We start from the raw sequence: 16,862 nt of genomic DNA on the forward strand, positions 1-16,862 counted from the left end.
TCACTTGCATTTAAATAATGAGCATCCCTTCTCACTGAACACATTCGGAGAACTCGAATGGCGTCGTTACCAAGAGTACTGAATCACCCGTTACCTTATCCATTAGCGCGCTTAGCCAATAAACGCCTGATCTTACCCATTATCCTGATCGCCCTGCTGGCGGCCTCTGCCGGCACCCGTGAACTCACTGTCGCCGTCTTGTCGGATGCTTTCTGGCAAGTGGCCGCTTATGTCGCCGCAACGCTGACCCTTTACCATGCGCTGGCAGCCCAGTTAAATCAACGGGCGACCCGGCTCAGCACCTTATTAGCAAGTAGCACGCGATTTCAGGTACTTTTCGCCGCCGCCATGGGCGCTCTACCCGGCTGCGGCGGGGCCATTGTCGTCATCACTCAATTTGTGCGCGGCAAACTCAGTTTCGGCGCGGTGGTCGCGGTGCTGACCGCCACCATGGGCGATGCCGCCTTCCTGCTTATTGCTGCCGAGCCTGGCACCGGCCTGTTTGTGATTGCCGTGGGCTTTGTGGTGGGGGTGATCTCCGGCCTGATCATCGACCGTATCCATGGCACTGATTTTCTGCGCCCATCGGGCCAGACACAGACTCTCAACGAATGCGCATGCAGCACGTCAACGCACACCGAACGACAACCGATGATCCGCCTGCAAGGCCGTTTCTGGCAATGGATGCTGGTTCCTGCTGGCGTCGTCGCCATCATGGGCTCCTTGCAGATGGACGTGGATGCCACTTTCCACCTGCCCGCTGACACCATCAGCATCATCGGGGCCGGTGCCGCGCTGGTGACCATGTTGTTATGGTCCGTCAGCCGGGACATTACCGACTATGAATCTGCTGTTGCGGAAGATCCCAAACACCGCACCGCTAACTTGTTCCAACGCGTAGCACAAGACACCAATTTTGTGACCAGCTGGGTCATTGCGGCTTTCTTGATCTTTGAGCTGTCGATGTACTGGAGCGGGATTGATTTGGCGGCCGTATTCTCCAACTGGCTGTTGCTGCTGCCTCTGATGGGCGTACTGATCGGGTTACTGCCCGGCTGTGGACCACAAATTCTGGTCACCGGTTTGTATTTGTCCGGTACGGTACCGCTGTCTGCCCAGCTTGGTAATGCTATCAGCAATGACGGCGATGCCCTGTTCCCGGCCATAGCCTTAGCGCCGAAAGCCGCCCTTGTCGCGACTCTCTATTCATCCATTCCGGCGCTGATTGTCGCGTATGGGTACTTTTTCCTGTTTGAGTGATCGCGCTCAAACAACCCGATTTGCCACTGGCATTTTTCAGGGCCAGACTGAATAGAAAGAGCGATAACAACACAACAGAAGTACGCCTAACAAGCGCCAGCGCAACACCACACGTAACACGCCTATAAACAAGACATGGCCGCCAACGAGCCATCGCAAAAAATGGGTAACCTAGAACCCAAGTACCGGTACAAAAATACCCAGCACCAAAACGCAAAAAGCCCCGCATCATGCGGGGCTTTTTTATATCAGACGGACAAGGTTGCTTAGAACGGGATGTCGTCGTCAAAATCCATTGGTGGCTCGTTGTACTGCGGTGCAGGAGACTGTGGCTGCTGCTGAGGAGCAGACTGCTGCGCAGGCGCAAAGTTGTTGTTCTGCTGACCGTAGTTCTGCTGCTGTGCAGGCTGCTGAGGCTGACCCCAACCACCTTGCTGCTGTTGGCCACCCATTGGTGCGCCCTGACCGCCTTGACGGCCGCCCAGCATTTGCATTACGCCATTGAAGCCTTGTACCACGATTTCCGTTGTGTACTGATCTTGGCCTTGCTGGTTCTGCCATTTACGGGTCTGTAGTTGACCTTCAATGTAAACCTGTGAACCTTTACGTAGGTATTCACCCGCAACTTCAGCCAGTTTGCCGAACAGCGCCACACGGTGCCATTCAGTTTTCTCACGCTGCTCGCCGGTGTTCTTATCGCGCCATGACTCAGAGGTAGCAACAGTGATGTTTGCTACTGCACCGCCACTTGGCATGTAACGGATTTCAGGATCATTACCCAAGTTACCCACTAGGATAACTTTGTTTACGCCACGACTGGCCATAGTTCTCTCCGATCTCATTACCGACTCAAGCTGATCACCGAGTCGTTATTGAAAGTTTATACTTAATCGCGCAGTCTATCATGCTTCGACCTGTTAAGAACAGTTGAGGGAGAGGAATCAATGGCAAATATGATCTATCTCTCTTGGCTTATCCCTTAGCCTGACTACGCGCAATAATTATACAGCCAACTGTGTTTTTATACAGCCTTTTTCTTTCGCGGTCTATTGGGCTGTGCCATAATGCCGCATTCACCAATGAGTCAATAGTAAGCATACCGATATGGATAAGATCGAAGTCAGGGGTGCCCGAACCCATAACCTCAAGAACATCTCCCTTACGCTGCCTCGGGATCAGCTGATTGTGATCACCGGTTTGTCGGGATCCGGGAAATCCTCTCTGGCCTTCGATACGCTGTATGCTGAAGGTCAGCGCCGCTATGTCGAGTCCCTGTCGGCCTATGCACGCCAGTTTTTGTCCTTGATGGAGAAGCCTGATGTTGACCATATCGAAGGCCTGTCGCCGGCCATTTCCATCGAGCAAAAATCGACGTCTCATAACCCGCGTTCTACCGTGGGGACCATCACCGAAGTCTATGACTACCTGCGTCTGCTTTACGCCCGTGTCGGCGAGCCGCGCTGTCCTACCCACCATGTAGAGCTGGCCGCGCAAACCATCAGCCAGATGGTCGACAAAGTCTTAGAGTTACCGGAAGGCAGCAAAATGATGCTGCTGGCCCCTATCGTCAAAGCCCGCAAAGGCGAACACGTGAAAACGCTGGCCGGCTTGGCCGCACAAGGCTACATCCGCGCCCGCATTGACGGAGAGGTCTGTGATCTGTCTGATCCACCGACACTGGAGCTGCATAAAAAACACACCATCGAAGTGGTGGTCGATCGCTTCAAAGTCCGTGACGATCTGCAACAACGCTTGGCCGAATCCTTTGAAACCGCGCTGGAACTGTCTGGCGGCACGGTGGTGGTCAGCCCGATGACCGAAGGCGAGCACGAAGAAATCGTGTTCTCGGCCAACTTTGCCTGTCCGCACTGTGGCTACAGCATGCAAGAGCTGGAACCGCGCCTGTTCTCGTTCAACAACCCGGCCGGTGCTTGTGGTACCTGTGATGGCCTGGGGGTACAACAGTTCTTTGACCCTGAGCGCGTGATCCAAAATGGCGAGTTAAGTCTGGCCGGCGGAGCGATTCGTGGCTGGGATAAGCGCAACTTCTATTACTTCCAGATGTTGAAATCGCTGGCAGAGCACTATGACTTTGATGTCGAAGCGCCATTCGACAGCCTGCCGAAAACGGTACAGAACGTGATCCTCAACGGCTCCGGCCGGATCAACATCGAGTTCAAGTACATCAATGATCGCGGGGATATCACCGTGCGTCGCCACCCGTTTGAGGGGATCCTCAACAACATGGAGCGTCGTTACCGCGAAACCGAATCTAACTCAGTCCGTGAAGAGCTGTCGAAGTTTGTCTCGACCAAACCGTGTAGCAGCTGTGACGGCTCGCGCTTACGTCTGGAAGCGCGCAACGTCTTCATCGCCGACACCACGTTACCGACCGTCAGCGAGATGAGTATCAGTGAAGCGGTACACTTCTTCAGCCATTTGGATCTGACAGGGCAAAAAGCCAAAATCGCTGAAAAGGTGCTGAAAGAAATCAACGATCGCCTCAGCTTCCTGGTGAACGTCGGCCTGAACTACCTGAACCTGTCCCGCAGTGCTGACACCTTATCCGGTGGTGAAGCCCAGCGTATTCGTCTGGCCAGCCAAATCGGTGCGGGTCTCGTCGGCGTGATGTATGTGTTGGATGAACCGTCTATCGGCCTCCACCAGCGTGACAACGAGCGCCTGCTGAAGACCCTGACTCACTTGCGTGATCTGGGTAATACCGTGATTGTGGTTGAGCACGATGAAGATGCGATCCGCATGGCCGATCACATCATCGATATCGGCCCGGGTGCAGGCGTGCACGGCGGTAACATCATTGCTGAAGGCAAACTGGACGACATTCTGGCCAACAAAGACTCACTGACCGGCCAGTACCTCTGCGGCGAAAAAGCCATTGCGATCCCGACCGAGCGTGTACCGATGGATCCGGCCCGCACCGTCAAACTGCTGGGCGCGACGGGCAACAACCTGAAAGACGTGGACGTTGAGATCCCTGTCGGCCTATTTACCTGTATCACCGGTGTCTCCGGCTCAGGTAAATCGACCCTGATCAACGACACCTTTTTCCAGATCGCACACCACCAGCTCAATGGTGCTACCAGCGGTCAGCCTGCGCCATACCGTGAGATCCAAGATCTGGAACACTGCGATAAGGTGATCGACATCGATCAAAGCCCGATCGGCCGAACGCCGCGCTCGAATCCCGCGACCTACACCGGGATCTTCACCCCGATCCGTGAACTGTTTTCGGGCACGCAAGAAGCGCGAGCTCGTGGCTACAAGCCGGGGCGCTTCAGTTTCAATGTCAAAGGCGGTCGCTGTGAAGCCTGTCAGGGTGACGGCGTGATCAAAGTCGAAATGCACTTCCTGCCGGACGTGTATGTGCCGTGTGATGCATGTAAAGGCAAACGCTATAACCGCGAAACGCTGGAAGTGCGCTACAAAGGCAAAACCATTGATGAAGTGCTGGAGCTGACCGTGGAAGACGCCCGAGCCTTCTTTGATGCGGTACCGGCCATTGCGCGCAAACTGCAAACCTTGATGGATGTCGGCTTGTCTTACATTCGCTTGGGCCAAGCGGCAACCACGCTGTCGGGCGGTGAAGCGCAGCGTGTAAAACTGGCGAAAGAGCTGTCAAAACGCGACACCGGCAAGACCCTGTATATTCTGGATGAGCCAACCACCGGCCTGCACTTCCACGACATTCAGCAATTGCTTAACGTCCTGCATCGCCTGCGCGATCACGGCAACACCATTGTGGTGATTGAGCATAACCTGGATGTGATCAAGACCGCAGACTGGATCATTGATTTAGGACCGGAAGGCGGCAGTGGCGGCGGTGAAATCATTGCAACCGGGACACCTGAAGCGGTGGCCGAGGTGCAAGGCTCTCACACTGCCCGCTTCCTGAAACCTTTGCTGACTGGCGGAACCTCAGTACAATAATCAGCAAGATAACAAGACCACACACAACCGGGCTGCTATCAGGCCCGGTTTTGTTTTATAGCGGCTACCTCTACCTCATTCACTTTCACAGGGAACCACAATGACTGTGCTCTATGTCAAAGGCACCACACTGGCGGAGAAAGGGATCAGCAAACCCATGGTGAAACCATTCCTGATTTCACTGGGCATTCTGTTCCTGCTCACCATGCACTATTTTCAGCATAACCCGGGTGGTGCTGGGCTGGAGCTTTCATTTAACACGCTGAGCTGGATCCCGTTTGGCTTTGCCATCACCTTTGGCCTGTTGGAAATCTTCCGCCAGCAAGTCTGGCGTTATTCCCGCCTGACTTTGGTGCTGTTTGTCTGCTGTGTGCTGCTCACCCTGCCGGTGTTCTACCCGCAAGCGGTGGCCGAAGAAGCCTTACCCCGTTTAACCGGTCTCTGGGCCGGGTGGCTGTTCTTTGTGGGCTTACAACAGTTCTCGTTCACTCATACCCAACGCCAACGGTTATTGTGGTTGATTTTAGCCGCTGTCTGGCTCCAAACCCTGTTTGGTTGGGTGCAGTTTTTGCTGCTTGAACCGGGCAACCCGTTTGGCTATGACACCGTCGCGAACCGTCCGTACGGCATTTTCCAGCAACCTAATGTCATGGCCTCTTTCCTGGCCACCGGTCTGGTCCTGTCGGCCTATATGCTGGCGCGCATTCCGATGTATCGTGGCAAATGGTCATGGCAACATGTTTGCTTACTGCTGACCCCTGTCGCTACCATTCCTCTGCTGGTGGTATTGAGTTCTCGTACGGGTTGGCTGGCTGCGGTGGTCGGCAGTCTGATGATGTTGCCGTATCTGCGTCAGTTTGGCGCCAAAGCCCAATGGCGAATTTGGTCATTAATGGTGGTACTGGGCTTAACCGTCTCATGGGCGCTGAACAGCAGCACCGACTGGTCACCGAAAGAAGAACGCTTAAGCTTGGTCAGCGCACGGGCCATGCACATCCCGCAAGCGGCCGACATGTTCCTGAACAAGCCGTTGACCGGCTATGGCTATGGTACCTTTGAAGTTAGTTACCTGACCCAAACCGCTCACTGGCACCATGCCGATCCGGCGCGTCCGGCAGGCATGGCCGGATTAGATCACCCGCATAATGAACTGGTTTTCTGGGCGGCAGAAGGCGGCATCGTACCGTTATTAGGCCTCTTGATGGCAGCAGCAGCAGTCTTTTTGAAAGTCAAAAAAGCCCGAGCCGGCACCCAGTTAGCCTTGGTGGGATTATTCTTCCCAATCACCTTGCACACGCAGTTGGAATACCCGTTTTATCATTCCCTGCCGCACTGGATTGTTTTTATTATTCTGATCCATTGGGTGGATAACCTGACGGCCAAGTACTACCGAAAATCCATCAAACATTTGCTGCCGCTGCGTATGGTGGTGTTATTGCTGCCCGTGGCGATCACCAGTTATATGGCCACCACGTTGTATTCGGGTTACCTGCTGACCAAGTATGAAACCACCCAGCCGATCAATATTGATTACCTGCTGAAGGTGAACAATCCGTGGGCCTGGCATAATCGGTTTGAATGGGATCTGCATGTCACGCAGTTACAAATCGGCACCGCCAGCCAGAATCCAGCGATGATCGAGGAATACATCAATTGGGCACAGGAAAAAGCCAAAATCTGGCCTCGCCCTGATCTGTATAAAAATCTGATCAGTGCCTATCTGGCATTGGGGCAACCTGATCAAGCGGAGCAGATTTATCAGGAAGCACTGTACCTCTTCCCGGCACAAGCCGCGTCATGGGTGACTCACACAGCGCCCCAGCCCGAGGAAAAGGCGGTATCCGATACCGCTCAGTGATCGCTCTCACTACAACGATTCATCCTATAAAAACGGCTACCCAAAGGTAGCCGTTTGTCTATCCGTAAGCTGCGTGCTAATTATTTCAGGCACGTCTCGAGCGCGCGTAAGCAGAGCGCCACATTTTCACGCCGCGCGGCATACCCCATCAAGCCAATGCGCCACGCCTTGCCCGCCAGCGCACCCAACCCCGCCCCGATTTCGAGGTTGTAGTCATTCAATAATCGGGCACGAATGGCCGCATCATCAACGCCTTCAGGAATGTATACAGCATTGAGTTGTGGCAAGCGATGCGCTTCATCGACCACAAAGGTGATCCCCAAAGCTTCAAGCCCGGCACGCAGTGTCTGATGCATGTCACGGTGACGTTGCCAGGCCTGTTCCAGTCCTTCATTTTTCAGTAGCACCAAGGCTTCATGCAAGGCATACAGGCTGTTCACCGGCGCCGTATGGTGATAGCTACGCTTGCCCTCTCCGCTCCAGTAGCCCAGCACCAAACTCTGATCCAAAAACCAGCTTTGCGCTGGCGTCTTACGTGCCTGAATTTTCTCAATGGCCCGCGCTGAGAACGTCAGTGGCGACAGCCCCGGCACACACGACAAACACTTCTGGCTGCCCGAATACACCGCATCCAATTGCCATTCATCCACCAGCAAAGGCACGCCACCCAATGAGGTCACTGCATCCACAATGGTCAGGCAGTCATGCTGACGCGCCAGTTTGGCAATGGCTTCGGCATCGCTCAATGCGCCGGTTGACGTTTCGGCATGCACAAACGCCACGATGCTCGCTTCAGGGTGTGCGGTTAACGCTTCTGCCACCAAGGCCGGATCCACAGGCTCACCCCATGCGTTATCCACCATCACCGCGATACCGCCACAACGCTCGACATTTTCCCGCATGCGATCGCCAAACACCCCGTTGCGACACACAATCACGGTATCACCCGGCTCAACGAGATTCACAAAACAGGCTTCCATCCCGGCACTGCCCGGCGCTGAAACGGCAATCGTAAACGGGTTTTGGGTCTGAAACGCGTATTGCAGCAATTGTTTCAGCTCATCCATCATGCCAATGAACAGCGGATCGAGATGGCCAATCGTTGGACGGCTCAAGGCCTGTAAGACCTGCGGGTAAATATCGGACGGTCCCGGCCCCATTAGCGTACGCTGAGGGGGGATAAAACTGCCAATGGTCATGGTGTTTCCTCCGTGAAGATTAGAATGCAAATCAAGGGATGGCATAACAAACTATCCTTACTGACTATATCAGCTCCCCGCCGATTGTGCTGTTTAAGTGGCTGTTATACCGATAGCGAACACAGCTTTATGACTTAGTTATGACAGTATTTTGCAAAAAGTTTCAATTTTATGCTAAAGGGAATTGACAAGCAGGCTGTAAATCCGCTTCAATAAAGCACATTTTTTGTTCATCCTGATGGCATCCCTTGCCTCTGGTGAAAACAGAAGAGGAGCGTTACCCAGGTATCGATGATTGCGGGGCCCCACCCCAAAGCAATCTTGAGAGGGGGAGTAACGCCGAGATATGGCATGACAGGGGGCATGGCATATCGGCTTTGAAGGTTGAATCCTTCTGGCTGTCATCTTTCTTACAGACGGGAAAGATGGGGAGCTTCTGGTCGTCATATCTACCAAGATCTTACCACTAGATTCTCCTGACACTGTGTCGGGATCCTGATCCCGAGTCATCCCCCTTTTTGTATTAGACTTTACTTCTATCTTACAGGGAGACTCGTTGTGAGCTTTGTTGATAATAACTTTACTGTTCCTCCGCCGATCACCGTAGCGAAATTTGGCGGCACCAGTGTAGCCGATCATGCCGCCATGAGCTTGAGTGCAACCATTATTAAGAATAACCCACAAGCAAAAGTGGTCTTAATCAGTGCGTGCTCTGGCGTAACCAACCTGCTGGTTGAATTAGCAAATGGAATTGCCGATAACGAGCAGCGCTCACAACGGCTACAGCAATTACACACCATTCATCAGAACATTCTGAATGATTTAGCTCAGCCAGACAGCGTCGCAGGCGAGATCCACCAGCTGCTATCACAAGTAGCCGCTTTGGCCGAAGAAGCCGTGTACGCCCCGTCTATTGCGCTCACTGACCAATTGGTCGCGCACGGCGAATTACTTTCCACCTTCTTGTTCACCCAGATCCTGAATGAAATGGGTGCACCCGCAACACGCTTTGATATTCGCCCTATCATGCGTACCGACAGCCAGTTTGGTAAAGCCGTTCCGGATGTTGACGCGATCCGCCAACTGGCAGACCAACACCTGCAACCGCTGCTTAACGACACCATCATTGTGTCTCAAGGGTTCATTGGCTCCAATGAGCAAGGCCAGACCACCACGCTAGGCCGTGGCGGCAGTGACTACAGTGCCGCATTGGTCGCAGAAGCGATTCAGGCCGAGACCCTCGAGATCTGGACGGATGTACCGGGCATGTACAGCACCGACCCACGCATTACCGCCAACGCCAAGCCGATCAAAGAAATCAGCTTCAGCGAAGCGTCTGAGATGGCGAACTTCGGTGCAAAGATCCTACACCCGTCGACCCTGCTGCCAGCGGTACGCCAGAAGATCCCGGTATTTATCGGCTCATCAAAAGCTCCTGAACAAGGTGGCACCTGGATCCGCCAGCATGTGGCACAGCCACCGAAATTCCGTGCATTGGCATTGCGTTGCAACCAAACCATGGTGACACTGACCAGCCTTAAAATGTTCCAGGCCTACGGCTTCTTGTCTGAAGTCTTCCGCATTCTGGCCGAACATAAAGTGTCCGTGGATTTGATCACCACCTCTGAAGTAAGTGTCTCGCTGACATTGGATCAGACCGACACCGGTGGTGGTGCGCCGAACCTGCCAGCCGCTGCCACCGCAGAGCTCAGCAAACTGTGCCGCGTGGAAGTCGAGCAGAACCTGTGTCTGGTTGCCCTGATCGGTAACAAGCTGGGTGATGCCCCTGGCGCGGCCACACAAGTGTTTGGTGCACTCGAGCAATACAGCCCTCGCATGATCTGCTTCGGTGCCAGCGCCCACAACCTGTGCTTCCTGGTGAACACCGAAGAATCACGTGATGTGGTGAAAACCCTGCACAAAACCTTGTTTGAATAAGCGCGATCAAGAAGCCGTTTAATCAATAAGCGTGCATTGCACATGAAACGTAAAAAAGGCACTCACTGAGTGCCTTTTTGTTTTTCCTTCCCCCGGCCAGATACGGGTTAACTCACCTTCATCAAGACAAGTTCGGCCCCAACCATTTCTCGGCTTCCAACGTATCCCAGCCTTTGCGATCCGCGTAGCTGTCACGCTGATCGGCTTGGATCTGGGCGATGGCAAAGTAGCGTGAATCCGGATGAGAGAAATACCACCCCGATACCGACGCCCCCGGCCACATGGCGTAGCTGGTCGTCAGTGACATACCGATGGTTTCCTCGACCTTCAATAACGCCCACAGACTGCCTTTTTCGGTATGCTCCGGACAGGCCGGATACCCAGGAGCCGGGCGGATCCCTTGGTACTTCTCACGGATCAACTCATCGTTCGACAAGTTTTCATCGCCGGCATACCCCCATACCACTTTACGTACGTGCTCATGCAGGTATTCTGCAAAGGCTTCGGCCAGACGATCCGCCACCGCTTGGATCATGATCGCATTGTAATCATCCCCTTGCGCTTTATAGGCATCGGCCAGCTCACGCTCTCCTATCCCGCCGGTCACCGCAAACGCGCCAATCCAATCGGGCTTACCGCTCTCTTTCGGTGCAATGTAATCCGACAAACAGTAGTTAAACCCTTTTGGCTTCTCCGTTTGCTGGCGCAGGTTATGCAGTACCTGAGCCACCTCCGTGCGGGACTCATCGGTGTACACTTCGATATCATCACCGACGCTAGCCGCCGGGAATAACCCACACATGCCGCGCGCTCTCAGTAACCCTTCCTGTTCAACGCGATCCAACAGATCATTGGCATCCTTAAACAGGCGCTTAGCCTCTTCCCCGACTTCTTCATGCTCCAAAATCGCCGGGTATTTACCGACCAAAGACCAGGTCATGAAAAACGGTGTCCAGTCGATATAACGGCGTAAGGTCGCCACATCCATCTCATCAAAGACATGGCTCCCCGGCTGCGCCGGTACCGGTGGCGTATAAGCCGCCCAGTCGATCGCGACTTTATTGGCACGCGCCGCCTCCAGTGTGACCGGTTTAGTGCGCGGACGCTTGCGGGCATGCTGCTCACGCACCACGTCATAATCCGCCTGTAGCTTTTCCACAAACGCTGGCTTGAGGGTGTCTGACAGCAGTGATGAACACACACCAACGGCACGTGAAGCGTTATTCACATACACCACCGGCTGCTGGTAATTTTGCTCAATCTTAACCGCCGTATGGGCTTTCGAAGTGGTCGCACCGCCAATGAGTAGCGGCAAATCAAACCCTTGGCGCTCCATCTCTTTGGCCACATGCACCATTTCATCCAGTGAAGGGGTGATCAATCCTGACAGACCAATGATGTCGACATTTTCTTCTTTGGCAACTTTGAGGATTTTCTCGCACGGTACCATCACGCCCAAATCGATGATTTCGTAGTTATTACACTGCAGTACCACCCCGACAATGTTTTTGCCGATGTCATGCACATCACCTTTTACCGTGGCCAGCAAGATCTTACCGTTGGATGAACCGGCTTGTTTTTCCTTGTTGATGAAAGGCTCTAAGTGAGCGACAGCCTGCTTCATTACACGGGCGGATTTCACCACCTGTGGCAGGAACATCTTACCCTCACCAAACAGATCGCCCACCACGTTCATGCCATCCATGAGCGGGCCTTCTATCACTTCCAGCGGCTTAGCCGCCTTCACGCGGGCTTCTTCCGTATCTGCCACAATGAACTCTGTCAGGCCTTTCACCAAGGCATGCTCGAGGCGCTTTTCTACCGGCCAGGTGCGCCATTCCAGCGCAGAGGCATCTTCTTCTTTGCCGACGTCTTTACCGGCATATTCCGCAGCGATATCAAGTAAACGTTCCGTACTGTCAGAGCGGCGATTCAGCACCACATCTTCCACGGCTTCACGCAGTTTATCCGGTACGTTGTCGTAAATTTCCAACTGGCCGGCATTGACGATCCCCATGTCCATCCCGTTCTTGAAACAGTGATAGAGGAATACGGCATGGATCGCTTCACGCACATAGTTATTGCCACGGAACGAGAAGGACACATTCGATACGCCACCGGAAATCATCGCATGCGGCAAATCACGTTTGATATCAGCCACCGCTTCAATGAAGTCCACCGCATAGTTGTTGTGTTCTTCAATCCCGGTCGCGACCGCAAAAATATTGGGATCGAAAATGACATCTTCCGGCGGAAAGCCTACTTCATCCACCAGAATGCGATAAGCGTTAGTACAGATCTCCAACTTACGGGCACGGGTTTCTGCCTGACCCACTTCATCAAAGGCCATGACAATCACTGCCGCGCCATAGCGACGGATCAACTTGGCCTGCTCAACAAACTTGGCTTTGCCTTCTTTAAGCGAGATGGAGTTCACGATCCCCTTGCCCTGAATGCATTTCAAGCCCGCTTCAATCACTTCCCACTTCGAGGAGTCGACCATGACCGGGACTTTGGAGATTTCTGGCTCTGACGCACACAGGTTAAGGAAGCGCACCATGCAGGCTTCAGCATCCAACATCCCCTCATCCATGTTGATATCGATGATCTGGGCGCCGTTTTCCACCTGTTGACGAGCCACTTCCAGCGCTTCGTCGTATTGCTCCTCTTTAATGAGGCGCTTAAAGCGGGCTGAGCCGGTCACGTTTGTACGCTCACCGACGTTAATGAACAAGGTCTCTTTTTCAATGGTCAGCGGCTCCAGCCCCGACAAGCGACACGCCACCGGAATATCCGGCAACACACGTGGCGCTATCGTCTCAGTCACTTGCGCCATCTGGCGAATGTGCTCTGGCGTGGTACCACAACAGCCGCCAATCAGGTTCAAAAAGCCGCTTTCCGCCCACTCTTTCACATGCTCCGCCATGTCTTCCGGTGACAAGTCATACTCGCCAAAGGCATTGGGCAGGCCGGCATTAGGGTGCGCGGAGACCGCACATTCAGAAATACGGGAAAGCTCTTCCACATACGGGCGCAACTCATCCGGGCCTAATGCACAGTTCAGGCCAAACGAGATCGGCTTAACATGGCGCAAAGCATTGTAAAACGCTTCGGTGGTTTGCCCTGACAGAGTACGGCCAGAAGCATCAGTAATGGTGCCGGAAATCATCACAGGCAGGCTGAAACCGAGCTCATCGAACACGCTCTCTACTGCGAAAGCACACGCTTTGGCATTGAGGGTATCGAAAATGGTTTCGATCAAGATAAGATCTACGCCCCCCTGGATCAGGGCGCGGGTCGATTCAGAGTACGCCTCCACGAGCTCATCAAACGTGACGTTACGGTAGCCCGGATCATTCACGTCCGGTGAAATCGAACAGGTGCGGTTCGTCGGGCCTAAGACCCCGGCGACAAAACGGGGTTTCTCTGGCGTTTTTGCCGTCCATGCATCGGCTGCTGCCCGGGCCAATTGCGCTGCCACCAAGTTAATTTCCGCACTCAGGCTTTCCATATCGTAGTCAGCCATGGCGATGGTGGTCGCATTGAAGGTGTTGGTTTCCAGAATATCGGCCCCCGCTTCCAGGTAAGCGGTATGAATATCCTGAATGAGTTGCGGCTGAGTCAGCACCAGCAGATCGTTATTGCCTTTCAGATCTGAAGGCCAGTCTGCAAAGCGCGTCCCACGATAATCCTGCTCATCGAGTTTATAACCCTGGATCATGGTGCCCATCCCACCATCTATGATCAGGATCTGCTCACCAATCCGCTTTTGAAGTACATCCTTGCTCGTCAACACCACATTCATCCTTCCATTAATGTTACAGCTATGTCACATCCTACCATAGCGATGATGGAAATCTAGACGTCTATTTACAGTCAATGTGAATAAATAATGTCATTTATCGATAAATAATCTGTCGCTATCGGTATAGGATGGTTTTATATTTTATTACAATTGAATGCTTTACTTAGCTGCCATATCGAGGTCACGGAATGTCTGTCTACAGCACTCTCTGTTTTCTTGCCGCTGCCGCAATGCTGATTGCCTTTATAAACAGCAAAATCGGTAAGATGCAGACCACTATCGCCATCACTGCCGGTGCATTGATCCTCTCACTTTTTATCATCATTGCCGGTCAAAGTGGCTGGTTCCATCTCGACACCATTGCTGCCGAACAACTGGCGGAAATCAATTTTGAAGACTTCCTGCTTAAAGGGATCCTCGGTTTCTTATTGTTTGCTGGCGGGTTAGGGATCAAGCTCCCCCACCTCGAAGATCAAAAGTGGGAAATCACCACGCTGGCACTCGGGGCCACCCTGTTCTCCACCTTCTTCATTGGGGGCGCATTATGGGGGATTTGCCAAGCGCTCGGGATCCCGTTAGATCTCATCTACTGTTTGCTGTTCGGTGCCCTTATCTCTCCTACTGACCCGATTGCTGTTCTGGCTATCGTCAAAAAACTCCACGCCCCTAAACGTATCTCAACCCAAATTGAAGGGGAATCCCTGTTCAATGATGGTTTCGGCCTGGTTATCTTCGTCACCCTCTTCACGATTGCCTTTGGCGATGAAGCCCCTACCGTATTAGGCGTCGGCCAACTCTTCCTGCAAGAAGCGATCGGCGGTATCGTCTACGGCTTTGTACTGGGTCTGGCGTTCCATTATTTGATCAGCGCCACCAACGACCACTCGATGGAATTGCTACTGACCTTGGGGATCCCAACGGCAGGTTATGCTTTGGCAGAAGTGCTGCATGTCTCAGGCCCATTAGCGATGGTGGTTGCCGGTATCATGATCGGTAACTGGACGCGCTATATCGGCTTTTCTAAAGAGAGTGAAGCTCACCTGGATCACTTCTGGGAATTGGTGGACGAGTTCTTAAACGGCGTGTTGTTCTTGCTGATCGGTATGAGCATGCTGCTGTTTACCTTCCACAAAGAAGACTGGATCTTAATGGTGCTGGCTGTGCCATTGGTTCTGCTCGGCCGCTACCTCAGCGTAAAACTGGCCTACGTTGGCTTTCACCGCTACCGCGACTACAACCCGATGTCTGTCAGCATCCTGACGTGGGGCGGCTTACGTGGCGGCCTGGCGCTTGCCATGGCGATGGCTATCCCTGCGGGGGTCATGGTGATCCCAGAGAAGAACATCGATGTCCGTGAGATCATTCTGGTAATGACCTATTCCGTTGTGGTGTTCTCGATTTTGATCCAAGGCTCAACCATTGTACCGTTGATCAATAAAGCCAAAGCGTGGGAAGCCAATCGCAATAAAGCGTAATCCATAGAAAACGCATAAAGGCCTGTCAGTGACAGGCCTTTTTTGTATGTATCGCATTATTCGTCTTTGGTAAAGTTCGCTTCAGAGAACCGATCCAAATCATACGGTGTTTGCTGGTACACGCAGTAATTCAGCCAATTGGCAAACAACAAATGCCCATGGCTACGCCAGCTGGCGATCGGTGGCTGTTCCGGATCATTATTCGGGTAGTAGTTCACCGGGATCATCGGCTCCATACCTTCACCGGTATCGCGCATATACTCATTATGCAACGTATCCACGTCATACTCTGGGTGACCGGTGACAAATACATTACGTTTATCTTTCGTCGCCGCCAAATACACACCAGCCTGCTCCGAAGTGGCAAGAATGTCTAAATCTGTGTGTTCTTCAAGATAGGCAGGCGAGAAGTCCGCATAACGCGAATGAGGCGCCAGGAAAGAATCATCAAAGCCACGTAGGAGTGGATGGTGACAATCTAACGTACGGTGCGTGTAGACGCCTGAGAGCTTGTTCTTACGGGTACGTTTCGGTAAATCATAGAGCAGCTTCAGACCAGCCTGTGCGGCCCAACAGACGAAAAGGGTGGAGGTCACATGCTCCTTCGCCCAAGCCATGATGGTTTGGATCTCTTCCCAATACAGCACGTCTTCAAATTGCACCAAACCCAGCGGTGCCCCGGTGACAATCAAGCCATCAAAATTACGGTCTTTTACCATCTCAAACTGACGATAGAAGGTATCCAGATGCTCCGTCGGCGTATTCTTGGTCGGCCGGTTATCAATACGCAACAGTTCAATATCAACCTGTAGAGGCGTGTTAGAGAGCAGGCGAAGAAATTGCGTTTCCGTCTCAATCTTCTTCGGCATGAGGTTCAATAACAAGACCTTCAGCGGACGAATTTCCTGACTGGCCGCCCGAGCCTCTGACATGACAAATATGTTTTCGCTCCGCAATACATCTGTCGCAGGCAGGCGATCTGGGATCTTGATGGGCATCTGAGTTTACTCCTTAAACATAGAACCGGGTGACGTCAGGCAAACCGAAAGAAGTTTAGACGTCCAGATATCCAAATAAAACTATAAGAGTTTCAGATCACATGCAAGAAAAACAGGGTAAAAAGAATTGAAGCAAACACAGGGATGATGAAGAAATTTAATAACAGGAAGGGGAGAAGAGAGAAAGTTACAAAGGATAGAAATGAAAAAACCCAGCCGTAGGCTGGGTTTTAAAGGGGATTCAGCAATGTCCTACTCTCACATGGGGAGGCCCCACACTACCATCGGCGCTGTTACGTTTCACTACTGAGTTCGGCATGGGATCAGGTGGGTCCATAACGCTATGGTCGCCAAGCAAATTCGTTTATTTACCGCCTTGGC

9 protein-coding genes, 1 rRNA gene and 1 riboswitch are annotated in these 16,862 nt (G+C 52.9%); of the genes, 5 read left to right on the forward strand and 5 right to left on the reverse strand.

The annotated features are described in order from the left end of the window. Positions 1–57 precede the first annotated feature (57 nt). The gene (locus ABT58_RS02415) at positions 58–1,260 is read left to right on the forward strand and encodes a putative manganese transporter (RefSeq protein WP_047872770.1); all 1,203 of its coding nucleotides are present in this window, start codon (positions 58–60) and stop codon (positions 1,258–1,260) included. Between the two features lie 266 nt (positions 1,261–1,526). Here ABT58_RS02415 and ABT58_RS02420 read toward each other — a convergent pair whose 3' ends face one another. Next, a complete protein-coding gene (locus ABT58_RS02420; protein ID WP_047872771.1) occupies positions 1,527–2,084 on the reverse strand; it encodes a single-stranded DNA-binding protein in 558 nt (185 codons plus the stop codon). Between the two features lie 280 nt (positions 2,085–2,364). Here ABT58_RS02420 and uvrA point away from each other — a divergent pair, with 280 nt between their 5' ends. Together uvrA and ABT58_RS02430 are read left to right on the forward strand one after the other, a co-directional pair. Further along, on the forward strand, positions 2,365–5,208 hold the full coding sequence (gene uvrA, locus ABT58_RS02425; RefSeq protein WP_047872772.1) for an excinuclease ABC subunit UvrA: 2,844 nt from the start codon (positions 2,365–2,367) through the stop codon (positions 5,206–5,208). A 100-nt stretch (positions 5,209–5,308) separates the two neighbouring features. Beyond that, positions 5,309–7,066 (forward strand): PglL family O-oligosaccharyltransferase, encoded by a 1,758-nt coding sequence (locus tag ABT58_RS02430; protein ID WP_047872773.1) that lies wholly within the window; start codon positions 5,309–5,311, stop codon positions 7,064–7,066. An 80-nt stretch (positions 7,067–7,146) separates the two neighbouring features. Here the strand turns inward: ABT58_RS02430 and ABT58_RS02435 are convergent, their stop codons facing one another. Continuing rightward, positions 7,147–8,265 carry a pyridoxal-phosphate-dependent aminotransferase family protein gene (locus ABT58_RS02435; RefSeq protein WP_047872774.1) on the reverse strand — a complete coding sequence of 373 codons (1,119 nt, stop codon included), beginning with the start codon at positions 8,263–8,265 and terminating at the stop codon, positions 7,147–7,149. Between the two features lie 259 nt (positions 8,266–8,524). Next, positions 8,525–8,709: riboswitch (Lysine riboswitch) on the forward strand. A gap of 114 nt (positions 8,710–8,823) precedes the next feature. On the opposite strand from ABT58_RS02435, the gene lysC reads away from it, so the two are divergent. Then, positions 8,824–10,203, forward strand: coding sequence for a lysine-sensitive aspartokinase 3 (gene lysC, locus ABT58_RS02440; RefSeq protein ID WP_047872775.1), 1,380 nt, complete (start codon positions 8,824–8,826; stop codon positions 10,201–10,203). A gap of 121 nt (positions 10,204–10,324) precedes the next feature. Here lysC and metH read toward each other — a convergent pair whose 3' ends face one another. Continuing rightward, complete coding sequence (gene metH / locus ABT58_RS02445; protein WP_229821751.1) at positions 10,325–13,999, reverse strand: methionine synthase; 3,675 nt, start codon at positions 13,997–13,999, stop codon at positions 10,325–10,327. 197 nt (positions 14,000–14,196) lie between these two features. Here metH and ABT58_RS02450 point away from each other — a divergent pair, with 197 nt between their 5' ends. Beyond that, entirely contained in the window at positions 14,197–15,483 is a 1,287-nt protein-coding gene (locus ABT58_RS02450) for a cation:proton antiporter (protein ID WP_047872777.1), read from the forward strand. A gap of 56 nt (positions 15,484–15,539) precedes the next feature. Here ABT58_RS02450 and metA read toward each other — a convergent pair whose 3' ends face one another. After that, positions 15,540–16,481: a homoserine O-acetyltransferase MetA gene (metA, locus tag ABT58_RS02455; RefSeq protein WP_047872778.1), complete on the reverse strand. Its 942-nt coding sequence runs from the start codon at positions 16,479–16,481 to the stop codon at positions 15,540–15,542. A gap of 239 nt (positions 16,482–16,720) precedes the next feature. Beyond that, positions 16,721–16,836, reverse strand: a 5S ribosomal RNA gene (rrf, locus tag ABT58_RS02460). Between the last annotated feature and the right edge of the window lie 26 nt (positions 16,837–16,862).

The sequence above is a fragment of the Photobacterium aphoticum genome, from assembly GCF_001029435.1.
Classification (GTDB): Bacteria; Pseudomonadota; Gammaproteobacteria; order Enterobacterales; family Vibrionaceae; genus Photobacterium; species Photobacterium aphoticum.

Bases quoted from the DNA above. Each gene is read 5' to 3' on its own strand.
- metA (WP_047872778.1), bottom strand. From the start codon at position 16,481: ATGCCCATCAAGATCCCAGATCGCCTGCCTGCGACAGATGTATTGCGG.
- ABT58_RS02430 (WP_047872773.1), top strand. From the start codon at position 5,309: ATGACTGTGCTCTATGTCAAAGGCACCACACTGGCGGAGAAAGGGATC.
- uvrA (WP_047872772.1), top strand. From the start codon at position 2,365: ATGGATAAGATCGAAGTCAGGGGTGCCCGAACCCATAACCTCAAGAAC.
- ABT58_RS02450 (WP_047872777.1), top strand. From the start codon at position 14,197: ATGTCTGTCTACAGCACTCTCTGTTTTCTTGCCGCTGCCGCAATGCTG.
- ABT58_RS02420 (WP_047872771.1), bottom strand. From the start codon at position 2,084: ATGGCCAGTCGTGGCGTAAACAAAGTTATCCTAGTGGGTAACTTGGGT.
- ABT58_RS02415 (WP_047872770.1), top strand. From the start codon at position 58: ATGGCGTCGTTACCAAGAGTACTGAATCACCCGTTACCTTATCCATTA.
- ABT58_RS02435 (WP_047872774.1), bottom strand. From the start codon at position 8,265: ATGACCATTGGCAGTTTTATCCCCCCTCAGCGTACGCTAATGGGGCCG.